Raw genomic sequence first — 25,622 nt, forward strand, 5'->3', positions numbered from 1 at the left:
TTTTTGATGTTTTTTGGAGCTGCCACGATAGCTCCTGATGCAAATTTCGTAGGAAGCTTTGGTAAAATTTTAGGTGAAGTAAATTACGAACTATTTGGCTTTATAGCTTATATTTATCCGTTTGCTTTGATATTTTTTGCCTACTACGTATATAAATTTTTTAATAAATTTAATCTTGACTTTGCTCAGCTTGTGCTTGGGCTTGTTATTTTATTTTTTGCATTTTTGATGTTTCAAGCTATTTCAAGTTCCACTCAAGCCGGTATCATAGGCAGTTTTTGTATAAACGCACTTAAAGATGTAGTGGGAGTGATAGGCTCGTGGGTTTTTATAGTGATGCTTTTTGTGCTTGCTTTTGGATTGATAGCTCAAGAAAATATAGCGGTAGTGTTAAAAAAAGCTTTTGTAGAACCTACCGCAAGAGATACTTATGCCGATCATAAATTTGAGCAGCCAAGACAGATAGCTCAGAAAAAATCCACACAAAGAGCTAAAAAAAGAGAGATAAAAGATAAAGATATCACTGATAATGAAGATAGCGATAGTGAAAATTTAGCAGATTTTATCGATGTAGAGGCCGAAGATGTCGGCAGTAAAAATATATCCACCATGAACGGCGTTGAAATTTTAAATGAAGTAGCAGAAAACAAAAAACTTCTTGACGAGATAGAAAAAGGCAAGATTGAAAAACCGAAGGATTTCGCGCTTCCGCCACTTAAATTTCTAAACGATCCTCCAAAGCGCTCTCATAATTTCAATGAAGTTGAGATCGATCAAAAGATATCCGATCTGCTTGATAAATTGCGTAAATTTAAGATAGACGGCGATGTCGTTCGCACTTATACGGGGCCTATCGTTACCACATTTGAGTTTCGTTTAGCTCCGCATATAAAGGTGAGTAAAATTTTGACCTTGCAAGATGATATTGCTATGGCTTTGCGCGCTCAGACTATCCGTATCCAAGCTCCAATCCCCGGCAAAGACGTAGTGGGTATAGAAGTGCCAAACCAAAATATAGAGACGATTTATCTAAAAGAAATTTTAGATAGCGAAATTTATAAAAAAGCCTCAAGCCCTCTTACTATAGCTCTTGGTAAAGATATAGTAGGGGCGCCTTTTATCACCGATCTTAAAAAGCTTCCGCATCTTCTTATAGCGGGAACTACCGGAAGCGGTAAGAGCGTGGGCATAAACGCCATGCTTTTAAGCTTGCTTTATAGAAATAGCCCTCAGACTCTGCGCCTTATGATGATAGATCCTAAGATGCTTGAATTTAGCATTTATAACGATATCCCGCACCTCTTAACTCCTGTTATCACTCAAGCCAAACAGGCTATCACCGCGCTTGCAAATATGGTTGCCGAGATGGAGAGCAGATATAAGATTATGAGTCATACTCGCACGAAAAATATCGAGAGTTATAATGAAAAAATGAAAGCCGAAGGCGGCGAACAGTTTCCTTATATAGTGGTTATTATTGACGAATTGGCAGATCTTATGATGACAAGCGGCAAGGATGTAGAGCTGTATATAGGACGACTTGCACAGATGGCTAGGGCAAGCGGAATTCACCTAATCGTAGCTACTCAGCGACCAAGCGTGGATGTGGTAACGGGTCTTATAAAGGCAAATTTGCCAAGTCGTATCAGTTATAGAGTAGGGCAAAGGATCGACAGTAAGGTAATCCTTGATCAAATGGGCGCTGAAAGCCTCTTGGGGCGGGGCGATATGCTATTTACGCCTCCCGGAAGTCCTGGTGTCATCAGGCTTCATGCGCCTTTTGCCAGCGAAAAAGAGATAGAAACGATAGTGAATTTCTTAAAAGAGCAGCAAGAGGTTGTTTATGACGAGAAATTCTTAAAAGAAGACGGCGCAACTTCAGGCTCCGGCGGCGAAGGTTCCGGCGAGGCTCTTGCCGGCGAGCTTGACGAGCTTTACGAAGAGGCTAAAGAGATCGTCCTGAGTGAGCAAAAAACTTCCATCAGCTACCTTCAAAGGCGCCTTAAGATAGGATACAATAGAGCTGCAACGATAATCGAGCAGATGGAGCAAATGGGAGTGCTAAGTCCTGTTAATGCCAAAGGGCAAAGGGAAATTTTGTAAATTTGGCTTTTTAGTTTGAGCAGTTAGTAAAAAACTCGATTTAAATAAAGCCCGTTTGGCGGTGCGGGCATTCGAGTAATAGCTTTTTGGTCGTAAATCGCCTTGCATAAAAGCTCTTTTGCTTTTTTGAAATTTTTATCTTGGATAGAATTTATATCTGTAGTATCGCTTAAATTTGCACTAACACCCAAATTTTCACTATATCTAGTAAATTGACTTTCGTTTTTAGTCCGAAGTTCATTTAATTTGCCGATTTGAGCAAGCTCTAAAGCCTTGAAAACGCTAGCTATCATAAGTCGAATTTGAGCTCTTAAAAACCCGTTTGCCTTAAAAACTATAATAGTTTTTTCGCCAAGAGAGTAGCAAAACGCTTTTGTTATTTTGCGCACCGGACTTTTTACTTCGCTTCCAAGCTTCATAAATGCTCTAAAGTCATGCTCGCCGATAAATAGCTCAAGAAGCTCATTGGCTTTTTTTAGATCAAATTTTGGTAAAAATGTATGATATTGACTTAAAAAAGGACTAAATTCGCCATGATTGATGATGTATCGATACTGCCTAAATTTAGCGTCATAACGCGGATGAAAGCTTTTATCTACTTTTGAAATTTGTTTTATGTGAATATGCGGATGAGCATGACGGTTGATTAAATTTGCAAGCCTTTTAAAGTCTTTAAAGTGCTCGCCACACTCTACACAAGCGACTTGATTGTTTGCATGTACATCTTTATCGGTTCTTGAGCTTGAGATGATTTTGCTAAAAATTCCTACATGTGCCAAAGCCGAGCTTAAGATGTCTTCTACGCCGTTTTCGTGCGGTTGTGTTTGAGAACCTTGAAATTTAGACCCGTCGTAACTAAATATTAGTTTTATTTTCAAGCTAATATCTCTTAACGATTTTCTTTTTATAAAATATAATAGAGCTTATTAAAAATAGCAAAAATACCGAAGGTATCGCTATCATCGCTTTTGATGAGAGCAGCATGATAAGCGCAAAATAAACAAACAGTACGCCAAAAATTCCAAAATATATAAAGCCTTTTTCATATCTGTATGTAACCACTCCAAAGTTTATGGCAAATAAAGTGGTTGCAAGCGGAAACAGGGCGATCAAAGTAAAAGTTGCAAAGTCTTTGGCTCTTTTTTTGTTGGTTTTGATATCTTTCCAATACTCTACAAACGAGAGTGTTTTTGATATGTTGTCGTTTGAAAACGTATGAAGCCTCATGTATTTAAAGTCCGCTTGATGCCATACGTCGTCTTTGATATCGTAAATTTTGCCGCTATTTAGCTGAAGTTCTAAATTCGAAGCGTTGTTTATGATCTTTGCGTTATCCGCTATGATCACTCTTTGAGCTCCCGCTTGAGGAGAATAAAGAGTAACCCCCTCGTATGTCGTACCGTTATCATCGCTTTTTTCACTTTGTATATAGACCATCCAGTTTGAAAATCTTTGTCCGAATTGAGTTGTTTTTAGATTAAGCTTGGCGACGGTTTTTTTGTATTCTATAAAATTTTCGTTTAGCTCAACGGCGGTAGGTATCAAAACTATCGCAACTATAAGTAAAAACGCCGAAACAAGACCGCTTAAAATTATAAAAAACCTAGCTATAAAATTTGGCGAGTGTCCCAGGGTAAATATAACAATACTTTCGTTTTCTTTCGATAGTCTAAAAAGCGTCATTGCTAAAGATACGAAAAACGCTATGGGAATAGTAAATAAAAGCACGCGCGGCAACATAAACAAATACAGCTTAAATAGCTCAAAAAATGTTATCTCTATATATGAGGTTATGCGCGCAATCTGTATAAAAAATACAATCGACATAATCAGAAATAGAGTCGAAAAGAGCGAAGCGAAAGTGCTTATGAAATTCGTAAAAAGATACCTACTTACTCTACCCATACAAATACTCTAAAAACTCTAAAAAATTGGCTTTAAAAACATAAACCGTAAGCAGCCCAAGGCTTAAAAAAGGTACAAAAGGCAGCTCATATCCTCTTTTTCTAACCGCCATATAAGCAGGCAGGGTTAAAATGGCCGCTACATATATCGCCATTAAACCAAGCTTGATACCTAAAATAGCACCCATAACTCCGGCTATAAATATATCGGCACTTCCCATAGCTTCGCGTTTCATAGCAAGGCTTACGACAAATCTTAACAGCCAAAAGGCAAACATAAAAATAGCAGCACTTATAACTCCGTCAAAGTTAAACTCAAAGCCTTTGTATGACCCTAAAGTAGGCACTAGCGAATAAATAATCGCAAAAGCCACACTTGTAAAAAGAAGCGGATCGGGAACCGCTTTGTATCTAAAATCAATGGCGCTAAGACAAAGTAAAATTATAAAACAAACCCCGATAATAATGGCTTTTAGAAGCTGCATATAATCAATATCTGAAATTTGAGCATGTGATGTTTCATTAAAAAATGCAAGCGTCATAAGAACTCCGCTTAAAATTTCCACCAAAGGGTACTGAAAGCTGATTTTTTCTTTACAAAATGCACATTTGCCGCCCAAAAAGAGCCATGATAAAATTGGCACATTATGATAAAATTTAAGTGGCGTTTTGCAGCTTTGACAGTGCGATGCAGGGAAATTTATGCTCCGTCCAAGCGGCATTCTGTATATCAAAACATTTCCAAAAGAGCCTATTGCCGCACCTAAAATAAAATAAAATATCGCTATCATAATCCGCCAAACCTTCTTTTTGTATTTTTAAATTTATCAACTATATCACCTAGCTCTCTACTCGTAAAATCAGGCCAGAAAGTATCTGTATAAGCAAGCTCTGCGTAACTTGCCTGCCAAAGCATGAAATTTGAAAGTCTTTGCTCTCCTCCCGTTCGTACAAGCAGATCGATCGCTTCGCTTTCATCAAGACAAGCATTTAAATTCGCTTCGTTTAACTCCAAATTCTGCTCGTTTAGCCTCTTGAAAGCTCTTAAAATTTCATCTTTTGCGCCGTAGTTTATGGCTAAATTTAGCTTTAGCTTTTTATTTTCTTGCGTGAGGTTTTCAAGGTTTGTTATCTCTTCTTTTAATCTTTCATTAAAAGCGTTTATGTCGCCTATAGCTTTAAATTTGATATCGTGTTTGATAAAAATTTCTCGCTTTGAAATAAGAAATTTTAAAAGCAGATCCATTAGAAATTTAACTTCGTTCTCAGGTCGCTTCCAGTTTTCTGTGCTAAAGGCATAAAGGCTTAAAATTTTAATTTCTTTTTCAATGCAAAACCCGCAGACATCTTCAACTACCTTTGCACCGCTTTCGTGCCCTTTGGTTCTTATGAAGCCTTGTTTTTTCGCCCATCTTCCGTTTCCGTCCATTATGATCGCCAGATGCTTTAGTTTGTTCAAATTATCCCTTAAAATCAATTATTTTGCCGTTTGGCGTATAAATTTCACTTACGCTACCCAGCTGTATCTTGCACTCAAATTTTTCATTAAGAAGTTTTGCGACTTTATTAAAAGGCGTGGTTATTGATGAAATTTGAGAATTTTTAAATTCAAAAATTAGCGGAGCGAAATTTCCAAAAACAAGATAAATACTACTTGCTTTTAGCTCTTTTTTCATTTGAAAAATCCCTAAATTTTCTCCGTAAGCAAAAGGAATATGAATGATATCTTTTTGAAGAGCAAAAAGCATATCCGTATAAATTTCAAATTTTTCTTTACTGCTTTCTTCCGCTAGTTTTAAAAAAATATAATCATAAAACCATTTTAAATTAGACTCATTTATTATTTTTTCCAATAGCTCAAGTCCGTTTTCAAGAGTGTGCAAAGGGCTGAAATTTGGTTTTTCGTATAAATTTTGTATTATGATATTTTCACTTCCTGCGCCTATCTCGCCCCAGTATTCCTTGCCTATTTTAAGCTGTTTCATGCTTTTTGTGCTGAGTGTTTTATTTTTAAATTTTAAGTTATAACGGTTGTAGCCTGTTTTTTCAAGCACTTTTATGCTTATAGGCAAAGATGCGTTTAAAACTACTCCACTTTGATTTCCGCTAGCTATTTTTTGTATTTTAGAAATGGTTTGTATCATAGCTCGCTTGCCAAATTTACGATACTAAGAGCTATATTTTGTTTGCTGTCAAGAGGTATTATTCGCTCGCTTTTTTTAGTTATAAAAGTTACTTCGCTAACATCTGAGCCGAATTTTACGTTTTGATCAAGCAGATTTAAGCAAACCGCATCAAGCTTTTTATCTAAAAGCATCTGTTTTGCTTTGCTTTTAGCGGTTTTTGCCTCCGTTTCCATTTTGAAGCCTATTTTTTTTACATTTTTAAATTTGTTCAAAGAGGCTAATATATCGATATTTTGTTTTAAATTTAGCTGCCAAATTTCACCTAAATCCTCTTTTTTAAGCTTTCCCTTTGCAGATATTTGGGGTATGTAATCACTCACTGCTGCCGCCATAACAAGCAAATTTGCATCCTTTAGCTCATCTTTAAGGGTATTTTTTAGCTCGTTTGAGCTTTTAAATTTAAGCGTTTTATAAGGCGTATTTTCGCATTCAAAGCTGGCAATCAGCGTTACATCGGCACCTGCATAGTAAAACGCATCAGCCAAAGCTCTTGCCATCTTTCCACTTGATAGGTTTGTTATGGTTCTTACTTCATCTATATTTTCGGTTGTGGCTCCGCCTGATATAACGACTTTTTGACCGCTAAATTTAGCCTCGCTAATAGCCTTTTTAACTTCGTAAATTATAGTTTGATTATCGGCTAAAGCGCCTTTTCCCATATCTTTGCAAGCCAGCATTTTATAGACAGGATCTATAAATTTAACGCCGCTTTGTCTTAAAAACTCAAAGCTTTTTTGAGTTGAAAAATGATTAATCATCTTATCGTTTGCCGCAGGAGCTATTAAGATGGGTGCGGTAGATGCGATGAGAGTTTGCATAAATACATTATCGCAAATCCCGTTTGCAAGCTTATTTATCGTATTTACAGAGGCAGGAGCTATTAAGATGAGATCCATTTTAGCATAAGCTATATGGTTAAGCCCCGCTTGCCAATTTTCGCTCGCACTTGTTAAAATTTGATGTTCGCTAAGCGCTTCAAATCCGAGTGCGGAGCAAAATTTCAAAGCTCCATCGCTAAGCATAACATATACATCAGCACCTTCTTTTTTAAGTATAGATAAAATTTCATAAGCCTTATAAAATGCGATACTTCCGCAGACCGCAAGTAGAATTTTTTTATTTTTGAGCATCTTTTTCACCGAAAAATTTATAGAAAAATCCGCTTTTATTTACTTGTTTGCTCCTGCTTATCGCAAGCGAGCCGCTTGGTACGTCTGAGGTGACGGTGCTTCCTGCGGCTATCAGTACGTCATCTCCTATCGTTACCGGAGCTATGAGTTGAGTGTCTGAGCCTATAAATACCTTTTTGCCGATTATTGTTTTGTGTTTTGATTTTCCGTCGTAGTTGCAAGTGATAGTTCCACATCCTACGTTTGTGCCTTCATCTATCTGCGCATCGCCAAGATAGCTTAGGTGACCCGCTTTTACGCTGTTTAGATTTGAGGCTTTTACTTCTACGAAATTTCCTATGTGAGAGTTTTTGATAACGCTTTTTGGGCGAATTCTTCCAAGAGGTCCTACGCTTGAGTTTTCTATTATGCTATCTTCTACTACGCTTGAGCTTTTGATGACCGAGTCTTTTATCTCGCATGCGCCAATTATGCTTACGTTTTCTTGTAGTTCGCATTCTCCTTCAAATTTCGCTCTACTATCTATATAAATAGAGTCTGCCAGACGCATCAATACGCCCTGTCGCATCCAGTTTTGTTTGATTTCCTCTTGCATTATTCTTTCGGCTACGCTTAGCTGAAATTTGTCGTTTATTCCCATGAAATTTTGCTCATCTACCGTTACTGCCGAGCATTTGAAATTTAGTTCGTTTGCTATTTTAACGGCATCGGTTAAGTAGTATTCGTTTTGTGCGTTTTGATTTTTTATAAGCGGTAAAATTTGCTTTAAAACTTCGGTTTTAAAGGCATAGCATCCCGCATTTACGCTTTTTATCATCCTTTGCGTTTCGCTTGCGTCTTTTTGCTCTACTATCGCTTCAACCATGCAGTTATTTACGATGACGCGACCATATCCGTGCGGATCTTTGGCTTCAAACACGCTTACTGCTATATCGGCACTAGCCGCGTTTAGTCTAATGATATCATTTGTTTTAATTAGCGGCATATCTCCACATAGGATTATTGTTTTTTCGCTATTTAAATTTACGTTTTTAAGTGCGCCTGCAGTACCTGGGGAAAGTTTTAAATCCTGCTCGTAAATTTTGGTTTGAGGGAAAATTTCTTTGATTTTAGCTTCAACCAGCTCTTTTTGATAGCTTAAAACAACGCTAACATCATCGCTTATCTCGTAAGCTTTTCTTAAAATATGTATTATCATCGGTTCGCCGCAAAGCTCAAAAATCACCTTTGGTTTTGTTGATTTCATTCTCGTGCCAAGTCCTGCGGCAAGTATTACTACGCCGATGTCGCTCATATTTTTTCCTTGAATTAAAATTTGCTAAATTTTATCTTACGCTTGCTAAATAGTTGATTAACTTGTATTAAAGCATAGAATTTAACTAAAACTCGGTAATCATTATCGATTTTAATATGCTATAATCTCGCTTTTAATTTTGCAAATAGGAATTTTGATGAGCAAGCTTTTAAAGCGTAAAAAATTTATGTTCAATATACATCTTTTACTATCTATAATTTTTACATTACCGCTTTTAATTATCGCTATTTCAGGCTCTATCATCTCTTATGAGAGCGAAATTTCAGATTTTATAAATTCTAAAAATTTACATGTAGAAAAGACCTCTCAATCTCACTTAAAACCAAGCGAAATTTTAAATAAATTTAAAGAGCAGATAAACTCAAGTCCCGTAAGACTTCAAATTTCAAATGATCCAAACAGATCGGCAAAAGTTTATAAAACAAAAGCCGAAGTTTATTTTGTAAATCCTTATGACGGCAAAATTATCGCAAAAGACGAGTCATCTGAATTTATGCGAACCGTGCTTGTTTTGCACCGAAATTTAGGCTTTGCTCTCTTTGAAAGCGACGATAGGCGAGTAAGGCTTGCGGGAAAACATATAGTAGCGATTTGTACTATAGTCTTAATTTTGCTTTGCATATCTGGAATCTGGCTTTATTTGCCGTTGCTTAAAAGAAATTTCATAAAGGCCTCAAAGTTAAATTTTAGGCTAAAAGGATATGCGTTTTTTTATAATTTGCATAGCGTGATCGGAGTTTGGCTGTTTGCACTGCTCACCCTGATTTGTTTAACTGGACTTTACTGGTCTTACGGCTGGTACGCTAAGAGTATAAATGCTCTTTTTGCTTCAAAAACAGAAAGCAAAATGCAAAAAGGAAGATTAAATGCCGTAAAAAGCTATGAAGGAGTGGATAAGGCTTATGAAATTTTTAAAGAAAATAAGGGTAAGGAGTACGATAGAGTCACTTTAATGATCGGTGAAAATAACTCGACTTATAATATTTTTTATTGGATGAAAGATTTTAAAAACGACAGAGCTAAGACGATACAGATAAATGTACACGACGAAAAAGTTATATTTGACAATGCAATAGACGCACCCGATCCTACTTCAAAAGTAAGACTAAGCATGTATGAGCTTCATACGGGGTATTATTTTGGAGAGATAGGCAAATTTATCTGGTGCGTAGCCTCTTTTTCAGTCGTTATTTTTGTATTGAGCGGATTTTATATGACATTTAAAAGAGCTTTTAAGCGCAGGAAAAATTTATAAATTCTCATAATGTTAATCAAAATTTAACTGCTTTTCAAGTAAAAATAACTACAATAATAAGAAAATTTTAAAATTTAAGCTTTAAAGAGAGTCTGAGATGGATTTAGGAACCGTTGTCGGTTGGATTTTGATTATGGTTTTGCTGTTTGGTGCGATGGCTATTGGCGTTGGTATCGGACCTTATATCGACATTCCTTCCGTGATGATCGTTTTTGGCGGAACTATCGGATGCTTGATGGTCGGCTTTAAGATGGAGCAGATGAAAAAGCTCTTTACTTTTTATGGAATCGCAGTAAAGCCTAAGACATTCAATCTTCAAGAGATAGTTAAAAAGATGGTTGAATACTCCACAAAAGCTCGTAGGGATGGAATTTTAGCCCTTGAAACGGACGCAAATAACGAAACTGACGAATTTCTTAAAAAGGGCCTATCTATGGCGGTTGACGGCAATGAGCCTGACGATATAAGAGCTTTGCTTGAAATAGATATGGAGCAAACCAGCTCAAGACACACCGATAATATCAAAATTTTTGATCAGATAGCAGGTTTTGCAGGCTCGATGGGTATGATAGGAACTCTCATCGGACTTGTCGCCATGCTTTTAAATATGTCCGATCCTTCCGCTATCGGTCCTTCTATGGCGGTAGCCCTCATCACCACACTTTACGGAGCGATGATAGGAAATATCCTTGGAGCGCCCGTTGCAAATATCTTAGGTATCCGAGATAAAGACGAAAGTCTTGCAAAAACGATTATAATTGAAGGTATTATGGCTATCCAAGCGGGCGATAATCCTCGTACGCTTGAGATGAAGCTTCTTTCTTTCTTGCCGCCTAAAGAGCGAGTAAGTCAGTTTAACTAAGGCTAAAAATGGCTAAGAAATTAATCGATCCCGCCGATTGTCCTAAATGTCTGCCAAGTTGGCTTGCGGCTTTTGGGGATTTGATGTCTCTTTTGCTCTGTTTTTTCGTGCTTTTGCTATCAATGAGTACGATGGACGCTAAAAAGCTTGAAGCGGCGGTAGGATCGCTTGCAGGAGCTTTAAGCGTGCTTGAAGGAGGTGCTAAGCCTGATGTAAGCCCTGAACAAAATCAAGACTCTCACGCCACAAGAAATAAAGAACGAACCGACGTTCAGCTAAATTTCGACCAGACCGTAAAATCCATAAATGAGCTCTTACACGCCAGCGGATCGCCTGAAGTTACGCTTGATGAGAGCGAAAGCGGCTTTATCATAAGACTTCCTGCAAGCTTGCTCTTTAGTAAGGGAAGTGCGGTTTTGAGCAATGACCATGCTATTTTGTTTTTAAAGCGCATCGCTATGGTTATAGATAAGCTTCCGGGCGATATCGTAGCAAACGTAGTAGGACACACGGATAACGAGCTTCCAAATAGCGATAGCATATACAAAAACAACTGGGAGCTCTCTTCAGCCCGTGCTATAAGCGTCGTAGATGAGCTTATCAAAGACGGCGTAAGCCCTAAAAAGCTTATGGCTTCAGCAAAGGCCGAATTTGAGCCCTTTGCTTCAAATTCCACCGAGCAGGGCAGGGAGAAAAATCGTCGCGTAGAAATTCACTTCATCTCGCAAGATAAAGGAGACAGGGCAAAAACGCAACAAAGCATACTTGATATGCAGGGCAAGTAGGAAGTGTAAGTGAAAAAAGTTCTATTTTTGCTATTTTTTGCTTTAGCTGTTTTTGCGGATGACAACTTAACTATCCCAACCGTAAATTTAACCCTAACGGCACCCGATACGCCACAACAACTTGTAACCTCGCTAAACGTATTAATCGTCTTAACGATACTAACCCTTGCGCCTTCGCTTGTCTTTATGATGACAAGCTTTTTGCGTCTTATTATCGTATTTTCATTTTTACGCCAAGCGATGGGAACTCAGCAGATGCCCCCATCTACCGTGCTTATCTCACTTGCTATGGTACTTACTTTTTTTATTATGGAGCCTGTGGTTAAGCAGTCTTATGATGTAGCCGTTAAGCCCTATCTGGATGAGAAGATAAGCTATCAGGTTGCATTTGAAGAGGGAGTTAAGCCGTTTAAAGAATTTATGATAAAAAATACCAGAGAAAAGGATTTGGCTCTGTTTTTCCGCATAAGAAATTTGCCAAATCCGCAAAATATCGAAGAAATTCCGCTAACTATAACTATGAGCGCATTTATGATAAGCGAGCTAAAGACCGCTTTTGAGATAGCATTTTTGATATATCTGCCGTTTTTGGTTATAGATATGGTTGTAAGCTCCGTGCTTATGAGTATGGGTATGATGATGCTTCCTCCTACTATGATTTCTCTACCTTTTAAGCTGCTTATCTTCGTGCTTGTGGACGGCTGGAATCTGCTTGTTATGAATTTGGTGCGGAGTTTTCATTAGATATTTGGTGCTAAAATTTGAATAAAGGATGGCAAAGATGGCATTTAAGTATGAATTTAATCTATTTTATCTTTTTAGCAGACATCTACTAAGCCTTATGGGTTTAGAATGAAAAAGGCTTGTCTAGCTCTTGCTATTAGTTTAAGTCTAAGCGCAAGCAGTCTAAGTGAGATCATAAATTTAGCTCACAGCTCAAATTTAGCTCAAATTTCAAGCATGCAGCCTCAAAAATCCCAGCTTAAGCACGAAAGCATTCGCAGCTCTTATATGCCAAATTTAAACTTAAAAGGCGGATATAATTACCATTTGTTAGATCCTAGCATACTAACTCCAAAGCAAAGCTTGCAAATTTTGGCCAGTATCGAGTTTTTGTTATATGACGGAGGCAAAAGAGAGGCGAGCTTAGCCGCGCTTAAGCACCTGCACGGAAGTGAAATTTTAAAAAATGAGGATTTTAAAAACTCTCTTGCTCTTGATATTTGCAGGCTTTACTTTAACTTTATCGCGCTAAATGAGATCATAAAAGCAAAAGAGGCTCAGATAAACTACCTTAAAAACGCCCTTGATAGGCTTGAGAAATTTTACTCCGCCGGACTTGCGGCGATTGATGAGTTTGAAGCGATCAAGGCTAAATTTCACGCTGCAAAGGTTGAGGCGCTAAGCTATAAGCAAAAGCAAGATGAGATAAACAGCAAGATAAATCTGCTTACAAATGAAATTTTAACCCCTTCAAGTGACTCTAGGATAGATGAGCCAAATTTGGCACAGGGTTCAAGCAAAACGGCCCTTAAAGTCCTTGAAGAAGAATTTAAGGCAAGCCGTGAAGATATAAAGATCGCAGGCTCGGCCACGCTTCCGCAAATTTTCATTAAAGACACTTACTCCGTTTACCGAAATGACTTTGACAACGACTTCTCTTCGCTTGATCCTAGGTTTAAAGCTATAACGCCGTATCTTGATACGATTTTTAAGAAAAGACACAGGACAAACGAGATAACCCTTGGTTTTTCTTGGAAAATTTTTGATTTTGAAGCAACCAGCAAAGAGAAGCAGATTAAACAAATAGCGTCAAATCAAGCCGCTTTGAATTTGGAGCAAAAGAGGCTTGAAAATAGGATAAATTTGCAAAATTTAAAAAACGAATTAAATATCTTAAAAGAAAAAATTAACGCCCATGAGCTGGCACTAAAGGCCGCCGATAGCTCTTATGAAGCGGTTTTTAAAAAATATGAAGCGGGACTTAGTGGATATGTGGAGTTTTTGCAGGCGTTAACGGCTAAATTTGAAGCCCAAAGCGGGCTTGAGCTGAGCAAGGATGAATACGAGATAAAAAAGGCCGAGTTTTTGTATGAAAACGGCGAGGAAATTTTAAAGCGAGTAGTAGAGCGATGAATAGAATTTTAGGAATCTTAACCACTCTTTGCCTGATACTATCTGCGCAAGAGCAAATTTATGCAAATTTTGACGTGGTGGCTAAACACAGCGCAGAGCTTGCCATAAAGAGCTTTGGTATAGTTAAAAAGGTAAATGTGGATGTTTCTGATATGGTAAAAAAGGGCGATGTTTTGGTTGAGCTTGAAAACGAGAGTGAAAAAATCGCGCTTGAAGTGGCTAAAAATGATTTAGAGCTTGCAAATTTGGCTCTTAAGCACGCTAAAGACATATTGGAACGCTTTAAAAAAGTAAAAAGCGTAACTTCTACTCAGGCTTACGAGGATGCGGAATTTGAGTTTAAGCGAGCTAGTTTAGCGGTGCAAAAGGCAAAAATCGCTATCAAAAACGCAAACGAAATGCTTGAAAACAAACTTCTTAAAGCGCCTTTTGACGGCACAATATCCAAAAAGAGCATCGAAGTAGGCGAAGGTGTGGGTGGAGTGGCTCAAAGGCTCATTGGTATATTTTCATATCCTGAAGTTAAGCTTGTGATCAGCTATGATGAGAAATTTAAAGATGCAGTAAAAGTAGGAAGTGAGTTTAGGTATAAGCTTGACGGCTCAAACGAAGAAATGGTAGGTGCTATAGCCTTAATTCATCCTAAAATAGATACGAGAACACGTAAAATTTACGCTGAAGTTTATGCGCAAGGTCTTATGCCGGGGCTTTTTGGCGAGGGATATATAACGGTGAAATAGATGTATAGATTTGCCATAAATAAACCCATAACGACGCTGATGATATTTATGTCCCTTGTCGTTTTTGGCGTCATGTCGCTACAAAGAATGCCTGTAAATCTCTTTCCCGAAATTGAAATTCCGCTCATTAAAATCACTACTTACTCGGGTGGAGATATGAATTTAATCGAGTCAAAAGTCACTAAAAAGATAGAAGATGAGATCTCTACTATTGACGGCATAGATAAAATTCACTCATACAGCTACAACAATCTAAGTGTGGTGCTTATACAGTTTGACCTTGAAAAAGATATCAACGTAGCTGCCGATGATGTGCGCGATAAGGTTAGTAAGGCGGGCGTTGACGGTAGAAGCGAGATAGAAAAGATCAAAGGAACGGGCGATAGAATTTTAAACATATTTATAAGCTCAAATAGTGGCGATGAAGTCGCTCTTATGAAGCTTGTAGATGAGAAGGTAAAGCCATTTTTGCAGCGCATTGACGGGATAGGTAAGGTTGATGATACGGGATTTTTGCAGCCTCAGGTGAAAATTTACCTTGATCCTTTTAAGCTTGATAAATTCGGTTTGAATTCAAACGATGTCGTAAATTTGATCAAGACTCAAAACTTAAAAGCCCCTTTAGGCAAGCTTGAGAACGAAAATTCCGAACTCTTTTTAAAGAGTAATTTTGACGCAAGCAGCATAGATGAGCTTAAAGAGCTTAGGCTTGCAAGCGGGATATTTTTAAAAGATGTCGCGCGCATAGAGCTTGATAAAAAAGATACCGATAGCATCGCCGTGATGAACGGCAAGCAAGGCGTCATGCTTGAGCTTTTAAAGATAAGCGGAGTAAATGCTCTAGCCACGATAGAAAACGTAAAAGCTAAGATAGATGAGTTAAGGCAGATCGTGGGCAGCGAGTATGAGCTAAAGATCGCCTTTGATAACAGCGAAAACATCACAAAGCACATCAGGCAGGTTGGCTTTGATATGGTGCTTGGCGTTGTTTTGACTATCTTTATAGTATTTTTCTTTCTTAGGAATTTTAGCTCTACCGTTATCTCTGCACTTTCCATACCTACGAGCATTATCGGAACGTTTTTTATTATCGATATGCTTGGGTTTGACCTAAATCGCCTTACTTTGATAGCACTTACGCTTGGGATCGGAATTTTTATCGATGACGCGATAGTCGTTATAGAAAATATCTCAAAAAAGATGCAAGAGGGCGAGACAAACCCGCTAAAAGCAAGTTTTGCGGGAGTGGGCGAGATAACATTTAGCGTACTTTCCATAAGTGCCGTTTTACTTTGCGTGTTTGTGCCTATTGCGTTCATGGAAGGCATTGTGGGTAGATACTTTAACTCCTTTGCCATGAGCGTAGCGGGCGGTATCGTGGTATCGTTTTTTGTATCCATTATGCTTATACCAAGCCTTGGAGCTAGGTTTTTAAACGCGCAAGAGGGCAAATTCTTTCATCTTACCGAACCGTTTTTTGTAGCTCTTGAAAACGGCTATGCGTGGCTTTTGGGGCTTATTTTAAAATTTAAAACTTTATTTGTTGTTTTAAGCCTTGCATTGCTTGCGCTTTGTATGAGCCTTGCCATGAAAGTCGGCATGGATTTTATGCCTATTGAGGATAATGGCGAATTTGAAATTTTCATTAAAGCCCAGCCCGGAATTTCACTTGTTGCTATGAGTGAAAAGTCCTCGGTTGTGCTTGATGAGCTAAATAAAGACCCGCGTGTGGATTATGCCTATATGCTTGTAGGGTATACCGACGCCAAGGATGCTTTTAAGGCTAAAATTTACGCTAAATTAAAAGACATAAAAGAGCGAAGAGATAGGCAGCCTCAGATCATGGAGGAGTATAGAAAGAAGCTTAAGATTGATGATTTAAATATAAAAATTTCAGCCCTTCCTATGGTCGATGCAGGCGGAGCAAACGAGCCTGTGCAGCTAGTTATCACGGGTGATAGCTTGGAAAAACTTGATGAAATTTTATCTCAGGCTAGGAAAATTTTAGAAAGCGTTAGCGGAGTTGTCGATATAAGCAGCGACAACGAAGATAGGATAAATCAGCTTGAAATTTCGGTAAATAAAGAAAAAGCCAAGCGTCTAGGCATAAGCGAATATGATATCACAAGGGTGGTTTACGGCTCTTTTGGGCAAAATTTCCTCGGCTCTTTTGATGACGGTAATGACCAATACGACATAATGCTTAGGTTTGATGACGAGCATAGAAAAGATGTATCTTCGCTTGAAAAGCTGCGTATAAGAAGTGCAAGCGGCGAGAGTGTCGCGCTAAATTCGGTAGCAAATTTTAAGCTTACCAAGACTTTTTCATCGATTATGCGATTTAACAAACAGCGCCAAATCCTAATCGTGGCAAATGTGGATAACATCCCGCTTGATAACGTGCAAAAAGTTGTTGATGAGCAAATCCCAAGCATACTGCCTAAAGGATATGATTACCGCATGACGGGCTTTATAGAGCTAATGAATGATACGAACGAGGCGTTTATATTTACGATTAGCCTTAGTGTAATTCTCATATACATGATACTAGCCGCACTTTATGAGAGTCTTATCATGCCTTTTATCATTATGATATCTATGCCGCTTGCATTTGGCGGAGTTGCCGTGGGGCTTTATCTAAGCGGAAATTCGTTTAGTCTTTTTGTGATGGTCGGAGCGATTTTGCTATTTGGAATGGTCGGCAAAAACGCCATTTTGGTTGTGGACTTTGCAAACAGATACGCAAATGAGGGCATGAATGTAAATGAAGCCATCATAAAGGCGGGCTCAAAGCGGCTAAGAGCGATACTGATGACAACCTTTGCGATGATATTTGCCATGCTTCCGCTTGCTCTTTCAAGAGGAGCGGGCTATGAGGGCAACTCGCCTATGGCGATATCTATCATCTCAGGGCTCATCAGCTCTACGATCCTTACGCTATTTTTGGTGCCTGCACTATTTGGCATAACGTATAAGGTAGATAAGTTTATCGGTAAAATTTACAAAAGAGATGAAATTTAAGGACGCAAAATGAGCTTTAAGAGTTTTTATCTGCTTGTTTTTATCACGGTTTTATTTAGCGGATGCGCCTCTTTAAACCAAGCTAAAAATCAAAATTTACATAGCAATTCAAGCAAAACCGAAGTCAAGCAAGAGCATATATGTAAGGATAAAACATCAAGCGAGTGCAATGATATGGGCGTTGAATTTGAGCTTGCAGACGATCTTAAAAGTGCAGAAATTTGTTACAAAATAGCCTGTAAAAGCGAGCTTGGAGTAGCTTGTTCAAATTTAGGTTCGCTTTATCAGAGATTTGACGGACATGAAGAAGGTAGCGAAGTTATAGGGCTGTTTTTAAAAGCTTGCGATCTAAACAGCAAATACGGCTGTTATAACGCGGGCAATTCATATAGACTAGGCATCGAGACGGGGCATAATTTCGTGCGAGCTATAAAGCTGTATGAAAAAGCCTGCATAGATCTTAAGCACTCAAAGAGCTGTACGAATTTAGGCGGTATGCATCAGTTCTCTTTAGGGGTTGAGGGTGGCAGCAGAGATGTGGCTAGGAAGTATTATAAGATGGGTTGCGAGCTTGGCGATGAGGTAGGGTGTAAAAATTTCTCCTTGCTTGAGGATAAATTTTAGCTCCAGCTTACTTTAAAAGTCGTGTTTTGACCGATCTCGCTTTCGCAAATTATGCTTAAATCGTTGCTTTCGCAAACTCTTTTTACCAAATTCAGTCCTATTCCAAATCCTCCTTGGTCGTTGTTAAAGCGTGTGTAGCGATCGTAAATTTTCTTTTGCTGCTCTTTGCTTATACCTTCGCCGCTATTTGTGATGGCAAATTCATTTTTGCTTAAATTTATGCTTACAAATCCGCCTACATTTGAATATTTTATAGCGTTACTGATGAGGTTATCTATCATTCTTCTTACCTCATAGAGGTTTGCGTTTATACTCGCTTCACTTAAATTTATCTGCGGGATGATTGAGCGTTTGGCAAAAAACGGAGCGAAATATTCAAGCCGTTCGTTAAATAGATTTTTTAAATTTATCTGCTCTTTTTTACTCGCGTCATTTTTGCTAAAGGATAGGTAGGTAAGATCTTCGTAGATGTTACTTAGGCTTCTTGCGGCTAGTTCGATGTTGTTAATCCGCTTTAAATTTTTGCTGCTAAGCGTGCTTTTATCGGTTGTTTCTATACTCATCATTATTATGCTAAGGGGCGTGTTTATCTCGTGCGTTGAGTCTTTTATGAAGCGATTTAGCGCATTTATCTTGGCGTGAAGCGGCTCTAAAGAGAGCTTTGCTAAGTAGTAGGCTATAACCATGATAATTGTAAGTATCAGAAGTAAATTTCCTAAATTTTTAAGCTTTAAGAGATTTAAATCGCTTCTTATATCTCTTCCTTCAAGCAATATATTTGCCGTTGAGAGCTCTCCGGTGGCATTGCTTTCCATGCTTTGAAGCGCTTCATATATAACTACTTTGCCTTCTTTTAAAAACGCTACGTTTTTTTTGGTATCTTGCAGACACTCAGTGTCTTGATAGATTATCTTGCCTTCTTTTGAGACGATACACGCGCTTACTTGCTTTTCTTGCATGAGTGCAGCGGCGGAATTTATGCCGTTCATGCTGGCTTTCATGTAAATTCCCATTTTTATCTCTTTGAGATTTTTTACTTCGTTTGAGATAAGCGCCTCTTTTGCCATTTTGTAATCGTTTATCGAAAAATAGCTTAAAAATAGCGCGCTGGTGATTAGATAGAGGGATAAAATTTTAGATATTATCTTGGTTTTTTCAGACATAGATGTAGCCGTCACCTCGTTTATTTATGATGCTGTCCTTGCCTAAAATTTGGCGTAAAGTCCTTATGTATACGCGCAAACTTTGCTCGCTTGGCTCTTCGTCATAGCCCCAAATTTTATCATATATAACTTCCTTTGTAAGAAGTTTGTTTTTGTTTTGTAAAAATAGCGCTAAAAGCTCACTCTCTTTATTTGAGATATTTACATTTTCGCCATCTTTTTGAACTGTTTTGCTGTCTATGTGAAATCTAAATCCGTCGGCAATTTCGATAAAGTCATCGTTTGTATGAGAGAAATTTCGCCTAAGTAAATTTTTGATACGCAAAAGCAACTCTTTAAGCTCATAGGGTTTTTTGAGGTAGTCATCGCAACCGCTTTTGTAGCCTACCTCAAGATCTTCTATTGTATTTAGGGAGGTCGTAAATATAGCAGGTGTATCTACGTCAGCCTTCCTTAAGGACGATAGAAGCGAAAATCCATCGCCTTTAGGAATTTTAACATCAAGTATCAAGATATCGAATTTTTGCTCGTAGGCCAGATCAAGAGCGGTTTTAGCATCTACGCAAGCGGTTATTTTATAATCTCTCTCGCTTAGATACTCGGTTATCATTTCGCTTAAAATTTCATCATCTTCTACGAGCAAAATTCTTGTCATTACATTATGCCTTCAGGTTTTTTCATCTCTTTTTTCATTTCATCTTTTTTCATCATCACATCATCTTTTTTATCAGGCATATCTTTTTTCATGTCGTTTTTCATCTCGTCTTTGTGCATTTTCATATCATCTTTCATCTCTTTTGCCATCGGCATAGACATATCTTTTGACATCATATCATCTTTTTTCATGTCTGCTGCCATAACACCGCCAACCATAAACATAGCGCCAAGCGCAACTAAAGCTAACTTTTTCATTGTATCTCCTTGTGATAAATTATGCTAGAATCTTAACCAAGAAGTGTGAAGTGAGTGTTAATTGATTTTGTGCCATCAAATTTTAATTATAAAAGCCTACAAGTCACGATCAAATAGTCAAATTGGTTTTAAATTTTCATATCTAGTTTGCTTATCTTTCTAAGCTCTTCTAGAATTTTTGTTATATCGTTGCCTTTTTCTTGTTCGGCTTTTAAAAATTTTAGAAAGAATTCCCTGTTTATTTCATCTTTATAAGTTTTGCTCTTGCTTGTAGCTTTGATTGGCTTAAATTCGCTCTTTTCTTCTTTTTGTATAAGCTCTTTTACGCTCTCTAGCGCTTGAGAAATTTTCTCTAAGCTATCACTGCTTGAAATAGCTATATTAAGGGTGTATTTATGCTTTTTTGTCTCCATTATGTAAGTTCTTAAGTCGCCATCTTTTTTGGCTAGATAAAGCCTCTCTTTATCAGGTCTCATATCTTTAATCTCGCTGATACTGCCGTTTATCTCAATTTCAGCCCTCTTTCTTATCGCATAATCAAGCCATCTGCTTTTAAATTCCTCTATATCCATATCAGAATCTAGAATCCGCAAGGATTCATCTTCTAAAAGACCGCCTAAATTTTTAGCTATTCCTAATCCAAAAAATCCTTTGCTTTCCTTGCCTATGATATTGTTGTTAAGCGCATCCACGCTTACCGCATCGTTTCCGTAGTTGCCAAACATATCTATACCTAGCACTTTGGTGCTATTTACGAATTTTTTTAAGTTTTCAACTTCTTCCTTGCTCATTGATTGATCAAATCCGCTTAGCTTGCCCCAGATACTTATCTTGCCTTCTGTAGTATAGCCGCTTAAGGCGAAAGATTTTTGTATATCTTCTTTGGAGTAAAAAATACTAAGTTCTTTTTGCGGTTTAGTAAAGCCCATTTTTACGGCTAGCCATTTATTAAGATGTTTTTTTGATAACTTTTTAGGATCTACTGCATTTGCCCAGTTTTCAAGCTCGCTTGGCGAAAGATCATCAGGATCTACTTTGTCGTAATCGATCTTTAAATTTGTATTATGATTTATTTGGTTATTCAAATTGTCGGGATTACCGTCTTTTTGCAAAGCTTTTGGTTGATTGTCTTTAAGGCTGAAATTTAAATTCGCGCTAAAACTATTTATACCGCTTATCATAATACTCCTTTGTTGTTAGGCGTTTATGATAAATCGGCAAAATTTAAGAATTATTTATATGAAATTTCTTACAAAAATCCGCAGATAAAATATACCAAAGGAAGACTGATAAAGCTAAATGCAACGCCTGTAGCTACGGCTGAAACTGCAAGCTGACTGTCTAAATTTGCCTTCATTATCATCGCGCTTGCTAAAACCATCGGCGGCATAGCACACTGAAGAATTCCTATGAGCCATTTAGGGCTAAATTCAACGCTAAATATTAAAGCTATAAGGATAAATATAAGAGGAGCTACTAGCATTTTGCCTGCGATTACGATTAAAGTGGCTTTATATGAGCTTCTTATGCTTCTAAAACCAAGTCCGATACCGATAGCAAAAAGGGCAACCGGAACTACGCTTTGGCTAAAAAGATTAAGCGCGGTAAATATAACTGAAGGAAGATCGATACCTCTTAGTATAAGCCCTGCGATAAGTGCTATAAATGGAGGAAATTTAAGCACTTTTATCGTGTTTTGAACCAAAGAGACCTTTGCTGGAGCTCCAAAAGATAGTATGAACGGACCAAGTATGGATATGGGTATGGATGTGGCGAACTGATCGTAAAATATAACTTCATTCAGAGCATCTTCTCCAAAAAAGCCCGTTATGATAGGCATACCGATAAAGATAGTATTGCCAAACATCGCCAGCAATAAAGCGCTAATGGCTGTAGCTTGGCTAAATTTAAACGCCTTGCAGGTAAAAAATACAATAAAAGCGGCTACAAACGAGGATAAAAAGCCCGTTAGGATTATGTTTATGAGAGTTTTATCTATGCTTACGTGATAAATTTTATCAAATATCAATGCGGGCAGAGCAAAGCATAGTGCGTAATCTATAAAAATACTAGCTTGCTTTTGCTCGAAAATTTTAACTTTTTTTGCAAAATATCCTGAGGCTATCAAAATAAAAATAGACAAAAGCGGCGTGAACATAATCTTTACCTAAAATTTTAAAATGAAAGCCGAAATTATATGCCAATGGTTATTAAAGATAGATAAAATTTATCTTGAAAAAATAACCAAAGCTAATACTACGCTTTGCCTTTAAAGATATCGCTTTAACATATTATTCACAAAAATTTAATATAATATTTGGTTTAAATTTAAAAACAAAAGTAAATACATGAAAAATTTTATAAAATTCGTAGTTATCGCCGCTGTCATAGCTGCTTGTGGATATTTTGTATACGAAAAATACTTCAAAGAAGAGAAAAAAGATGAGTTTATAACATCTGTGGCGGTTAGAGGAGATCTTACTAAAAGCATTGATAGCAACGGCGAAATTTATGCAAACGAGCTTATTGATGTAGGAGCGCAGGTTTCAGGACAGATAAAAAAGCTATATGTAAAGCTTGGCGATAGGGTAAAAGCGGGCGATATGATAGCTGAAATCGACTCCGCAACTCAGCAAAATAACGTAGATACTAAAAAAGCTCAGCTTGGAATTTATGAGGCGAAATTAAATAGTGCAAAAGTAGCTCTTGAGATCGCCGAGAGTAAATTTAAGCGTGAAAAAGAGCTTTTTAGTAAAAACGCTACTTCAAAAGAAGAATTTGAAAATGCAAAAAATTCTCTTGCCGTTACAAAAGCAAACATAAAAGAGATAGAGGCTCAGATAACTCAGACTAAAATTTCTTTAAACACCGCCCAAATCGATCTTGGATACACTAAGATAGTTGCACCCAAAGAGGGTACTATCGTATCGGTTCAGGTTGAAGAAGGACAAACCGTAAATTCAAACCAGACAACTCCGACTATCGTAAATATAGCGGACTTAACGAAGCTAAAGCTAAAAATGGAGATAGCTGAAGGCGATATCACTAAGATAAAGGTAGGCTCAAAGGTCGAGTATTCGATCCTTTCAGAGCCAAATAAGAAATTTCAAACTCAAATTAGCTCTATTGATCCAGGGCTTACCACGCTAAGTAACGGCAAATACAGTCAGACATCAACTTCTGCTAATTCAAGCTCAAGCTCTTCGGCGATTTATTATTATGCAAATGCCGTAATTGACAACAAAGATGAAATTTTACGCATAGGAATGACCACTCAAAACATAATCACTCTGGCAAACGTAAAAGACACGATCATCATCCCAAGCATCGCCATAAAAAAAGAGGGCGGCAAAAACTACGTAAGCGTGCTAAAAGGCGATAATTCGGTAGAAAAAAGAGAGGTTGTCGTGGGACTAACGGACAATCTTAAATCCCAGATCATAAACGGCGTTAGCGAAGGCGAAAAGGTCGTCACATCAAGAGGTTCGGCAGCAGAGATAAATGATATGCTGATGCATGAAAGCTCTCGCAGAAGACCTAGGATTTGATATTGAGCGCACTTATAGAGCTTAAAAATTTAAGCAAAAAATTTATACTTGGAGAAACCAGCTTTGACGCTCTTAAAGATATAAATTTAAGCATTAAAAAAGGCGAATTTATAGCTATCATCGGGCAATCAGGCTCAGGTAAATCTACACTGATGAATATCCTTGGCTGTCTTGATAATCCCACAAGCGGAGAATATCTGCTAGATGGCGCGGATATATCAAAATTTAACTCGGATGCTTTAGCCAAACTAAGGCGCAATAAATTCGGCTTTATTTTTCAAAGATATAATCTTTTAAGCACTTTAACTTCGCTAGCAAACGTATCTTTGCCAAGCGTTTATGCAGGCGTAAGTAAAGAGCAAAGAGAACAAAAGGCTACTGAAATTTTAAGCGGCTTGGGTCTTGAGCAAAAGCTTGAGTCTTTGCCTAATAAACTAAGCGGCGGACAGCAGCAGCGCGTAAGTATAGCAAGAGCTCTTATAAACGGCGGCGAGATTATCTTAGCCGATGAGCCTACAGGTGCGCTTGATAGTGCAAGCGGGCTAATGGTGATGGAAATTTTAACGAATTTGCACAAAGAAGGCCACACCATCATCATCGTAACTCACGATCCAAATATCGCAGCTTATGCAAACCGCGTCATAGAGATAAAAGACGGCGAAATTTTAAAAGATAGCGTAAAGAGCGATGAAATTTTTCCTTCTAAATTTACAAAACCGAAACAAAAAAACATAATAAGCTTTTATAAAGATCAGTTTATAGAGAGCTTTAAGATGTCTATAAACGCGATATTTAGCCATAAACTTCGCTCGCTTTTAACCATGCTTGGCATCATCATCGGCATAGCCTCGGTTATCTGCGTGGTTGCGCTGGGGCAGGGTTCACAGCAGCAAATTCTCTCGGGAATTCGCGGTATCGGAACAAATACTATCGATATCTATCCCGGTAAGGGATTTGGCGATCTGCGCTCGGGCAGGATAAAGACTCTAACGATATCGGATGCTTTAACGCTATCTCATCAAGATTATCTTGATAGCGTTACCCCAAACGCTACGGCCAACGGAACTCTTACTTATATGAATAAATCCGCCACCGCAAGCATTAGAGGTGGAGGAGCGCAGAGTCTTGACGTTCTTGGACACAAGCTTGAAAGCGGCAGAAGCTTTACTGAAGAAGAGGTTAGGGACTCAGCCTCCGTTATCGTCATAGATCAAAACACTAAAAACGAATTTTTTCAAAACACCGACCCTCTTGGCGAGACGATTTTGTTTAATAAACGCCCGTTTCGTATCATCGGGGTTTTACAGCATAATAACAATATGAGCGATTCAAGCACGTTAAGGACGTATTCTACTTATACGGCGGTTATCAATAAACTAACCGGCGATCGTCATATAAACTCTATCACCGTAAAGGTAAAAGATGAGGTAAATGCGCAAATAGCCGAGCGTAGCCTGACTGAAATTTTAACCCTTAAGCACGGCAAAAAAGACTTTTTTACCAGAAATTCAGACACCATAAAAAAGACCGTTGAAGAAACCACTAAGACAATGACACTTCTTATTTCTTGTATCGCGTTTATTTCGCTTGTAGTCGGAGGTATAGGGGTGATGAATATAATGCTGGTTTCAGTCACCGAACGCACGAAGGAAATAGGCATAAGAATGGCTATAGGTGCACGCCAAAGTAATATCTTGCAGCAGTTTTTGATAGAAGCTGTGCTTTTATGCGTACTTGGCGGGATAATAGGCGTAATGCTTGCTTTTGGAATAGGCTATGCGTTTAATAAATTTGCAGACGAATTTATGATGATATTTTCAAACTCTTCGATTATCGTAGCTCTTCTTACCTCAAGTTTTATCGGTATAGTATTTGGCTATATGCCTGCAAGAAGCGCTTCAAAGCTAAATCCTATCGAAGCACTTTCAAGGGAATAAG

General features: G+C 37.9%; 23 protein-coding genes. 11 read left to right on the forward strand and 12 right to left on the reverse strand.

Annotated features, from left to right (window positions below; translation table 11 throughout):
• The first annotated feature begins 3 nt into the window (after positions 1 to 3).
• Positions 4 to 2,103 carry a DNA translocase FtsK gene (locus CDOM16188_RS04470; RefSeq protein ID WP_172199488.1) on the forward strand — a complete coding sequence of 700 codons (2,100 nt, stop codon included), beginning with the start codon at positions 4 to 6 and terminating at the stop codon, positions 2,101 to 2,103.
• A gap of 23 nt (positions 2,104 to 2,126) precedes the next feature.
• On the opposite strand, the gene truA is transcribed toward CDOM16188_RS04470, so the two are convergent.
• The 7 genes from truA to glmU are packed head-to-tail and all read right to left on the reverse strand — an operon-like array spanning position 2,127 to position 8,617.
• Positions 2,127 to 2,981, reverse strand: coding sequence for a tRNA pseudouridine(38-40) synthase TruA (gene truA, locus CDOM16188_RS04475; protein WP_172199491.1), 855 nt, complete (start codon positions 2,979 to 2,981; stop codon positions 2,127 to 2,129).
• 1 nt (position 2,982) lies between these two features.
• Entirely contained in the window at positions 2,983 to 4,008 is a 1,026-nt protein-coding gene (locus CDOM16188_RS04480) for an LptF/LptG family permease (RefSeq protein WP_172199494.1), read from the reverse strand.
• On the reverse strand, positions 4,001 to 4,798 hold the full coding sequence (locus CDOM16188_RS04485) for an A24 family peptidase (protein WP_172199497.1): 798 nt from the start codon (positions 4,796 to 4,798) through the stop codon (positions 4,001 to 4,003). The genes CDOM16188_RS04480 and CDOM16188_RS04485 overlap by 8 nt, the downstream gene beginning before the upstream one ends.
• The gene (gene uppS, locus CDOM16188_RS04490; protein ID WP_172199500.1) at positions 4,795 to 5,466 is read right to left on the reverse strand and encodes a polyprenyl diphosphate synthase; all 672 of its coding nucleotides are present in this window, start codon (positions 5,464 to 5,466) and stop codon (positions 4,795 to 4,797) included. Before uppS ends, CDOM16188_RS04485 begins: the two co-directional genes overlap by 4 nt.
• 1 nt (position 5,467) lies before the next feature.
• The gene (locus CDOM16188_RS04495) at positions 5,468 to 6,151 is read right to left on the reverse strand and encodes a hypothetical protein (RefSeq protein ID WP_172199503.1); all 684 of its coding nucleotides are present in this window, start codon (positions 6,149 to 6,151) and stop codon (positions 5,468 to 5,470) included.
• Positions 6,148 to 7,323 carry a bifunctional phosphopantothenoylcysteine decarboxylase/phosphopantothenate--cysteine ligase CoaBC gene (gene coaBC / locus CDOM16188_RS04500; protein ID WP_172199506.1) on the reverse strand — a complete coding sequence of 392 codons (1,176 nt, stop codon included), beginning with the start codon at positions 7,321 to 7,323 and terminating at the stop codon, positions 6,148 to 6,150. Before coaBC ends, CDOM16188_RS04495 begins: the two co-directional genes overlap by 4 nt.
• Positions 7,310 to 8,617: a bifunctional UDP-N-acetylglucosamine diphosphorylase/glucosamine-1-phosphate N-acetyltransferase GlmU gene (gene glmU / locus CDOM16188_RS04505; RefSeq protein WP_172199509.1), complete on the reverse strand. Its 1,308-nt coding sequence runs from the start codon at positions 8,615 to 8,617 to the stop codon at positions 7,310 to 7,312. The genes coaBC and glmU overlap by 14 nt, the downstream gene beginning before the upstream one ends.
• 157 nt (positions 8,618 to 8,774) lie before the next feature.
• Between glmU and CDOM16188_RS04510 the strand changes: the two genes are divergently transcribed.
• The 8 genes from CDOM16188_RS04510 to CDOM16188_RS04545 all read left to right on the forward strand — a co-directional run bounded on the left by CDOM16188_RS04510 (position 8,775) and on the right by CDOM16188_RS04545 (position 18,061).
• Positions 8,775 to 9,893, forward strand: coding sequence for a PepSY domain-containing protein (locus tag CDOM16188_RS04510; RefSeq protein WP_172199512.1), 1,119 nt, complete (start codon positions 8,775 to 8,777; stop codon positions 9,891 to 9,893).
• Positions 9,894 to 9,990: 97 nt separating this feature from the next.
• Positions 9,991 to 10,755 (forward strand): motility protein A, encoded by a 765-nt coding sequence (locus CDOM16188_RS04515; RefSeq protein ID WP_172199515.1) that lies wholly within the window; start codon positions 9,991 to 9,993, stop codon positions 10,753 to 10,755.
• Positions 10,756 to 10,763: 8 nt separating this feature from the next.
• Positions 10,764 to 11,540: a flagellar motor protein MotB gene (locus tag CDOM16188_RS04520; RefSeq protein ID WP_172199518.1), complete on the forward strand. Its 777-nt coding sequence runs from the start codon at positions 10,764 to 10,766 to the stop codon at positions 11,538 to 11,540.
• A 9-nt stretch (positions 11,541 to 11,549) separates the two neighbouring features.
• Positions 11,550 to 12,284, forward strand: coding sequence for a flagellar type III secretion system pore protein FliP (fliP, locus tag CDOM16188_RS04525; protein ID WP_169942814.1), 735 nt, complete (start codon positions 11,550 to 11,552; stop codon positions 12,282 to 12,284).
• A gap of 108 nt (positions 12,285 to 12,392) precedes the next feature.
• Positions 12,393 to 13,676: a TolC family protein gene (locus CDOM16188_RS04530; RefSeq protein ID WP_172199521.1), complete on the forward strand. Its 1,284-nt coding sequence runs from the start codon at positions 12,393 to 12,395 to the stop codon at positions 13,674 to 13,676.
• Positions 13,673 to 14,416, forward strand: a complete 744-nt coding sequence (locus CDOM16188_RS04535) for an efflux RND transporter periplasmic adaptor subunit (RefSeq protein WP_172199524.1) — start codon at positions 13,673 to 13,675, stop codon at positions 14,414 to 14,416. Before CDOM16188_RS04530 ends, CDOM16188_RS04535 begins: the two co-directional genes overlap by 4 nt.
• Positions 14,417 to 17,437, forward strand: a complete 3,021-nt coding sequence (locus CDOM16188_RS04540) for an efflux RND transporter permease subunit (protein WP_172199527.1) — start codon at positions 14,417 to 14,419, stop codon at positions 17,435 to 17,437.
• A 9-nt stretch (positions 17,438 to 17,446) separates the two neighbouring features.
• Positions 17,447 to 18,061, forward strand: coding sequence for a tetratricopeptide repeat protein (locus CDOM16188_RS04545; protein ID WP_172199530.1), 615 nt, complete (start codon positions 17,447 to 17,449; stop codon positions 18,059 to 18,061).
• Here the strand turns inward: CDOM16188_RS04545 and CDOM16188_RS04550 are convergent.
• From CDOM16188_RS04550 to CDOM16188_RS04570, 5 genes are all read right to left on the reverse strand, one after another.
• Positions 18,058 to 19,224, reverse strand: a complete 1,167-nt coding sequence (locus tag CDOM16188_RS04550; protein ID WP_172199533.1) for a HAMP domain-containing sensor histidine kinase — start codon at positions 19,222 to 19,224, stop codon at positions 18,058 to 18,060. The genes CDOM16188_RS04545 and CDOM16188_RS04550 overlap by 4 nt on opposite strands.
• Positions 19,217 to 19,879 carry a response regulator transcription factor gene (locus tag CDOM16188_RS04555; protein ID WP_170019923.1) on the reverse strand — a complete coding sequence of 221 codons (663 nt, stop codon included), beginning with the start codon at positions 19,877 to 19,879 and terminating at the stop codon, positions 19,217 to 19,219. Before CDOM16188_RS04555 ends, CDOM16188_RS04550 begins: the two co-directional genes overlap by 8 nt.
• Positions 19,879 to 20,136 (reverse strand): hypothetical protein, encoded by a 258-nt coding sequence (locus CDOM16188_RS04560; protein ID WP_172199415.1) that lies wholly within the window; start codon positions 20,134 to 20,136, stop codon positions 19,879 to 19,881. Before CDOM16188_RS04560 ends, CDOM16188_RS04555 begins: the two co-directional genes overlap by 1 nt.
• Positions 20,137 to 20,264: 128 nt before the next feature.
• Positions 20,265 to 21,317: a hypothetical protein gene (locus CDOM16188_RS04565; RefSeq protein WP_172199536.1), complete on the reverse strand. Its 1,053-nt coding sequence runs from the start codon at positions 21,315 to 21,317 to the stop codon at positions 20,265 to 20,267.
• Positions 21,318 to 21,385: 68 nt separating this feature from the next.
• Complete coding sequence (locus tag CDOM16188_RS04570) at positions 21,386 to 22,294, reverse strand: AEC family transporter (protein ID WP_172199539.1); 909 nt, start codon at positions 22,292 to 22,294, stop codon at positions 21,386 to 21,388.
• A gap of 190 nt (positions 22,295 to 22,484) precedes the next feature.
• On the opposite strand from CDOM16188_RS04570, the gene CDOM16188_RS04575 reads away from it, so the two are divergent.
• On the forward strand, positions 22,485 to 23,684 hold the full coding sequence (locus tag CDOM16188_RS04575; protein WP_172199542.1) for an efflux RND transporter periplasmic adaptor subunit: 1,200 nt from the start codon (positions 22,485 to 22,487) through the stop codon (positions 23,682 to 23,684).
• A gap of 2 nt (positions 23,685 to 23,686) precedes the next feature.
• The gene (locus CDOM16188_RS04580; protein WP_172199545.1) at positions 23,687 to 25,621 is read left to right on the forward strand and encodes a MacB family efflux pump subunit; all 1,935 of its coding nucleotides are present in this window, start codon (positions 23,687 to 23,689) and stop codon (positions 25,619 to 25,621) included.
• The last annotated feature ends 1 nt before the right edge of the window (position 25,622 follow it).

The organism is Campylobacter sp. RM16188, from assembly GCF_012978795.1.
Lineage (GTDB): Bacteria > Campylobacterota > Campylobacteria > Campylobacterales > Campylobacteraceae > Campylobacter_A > Campylobacter_A canis.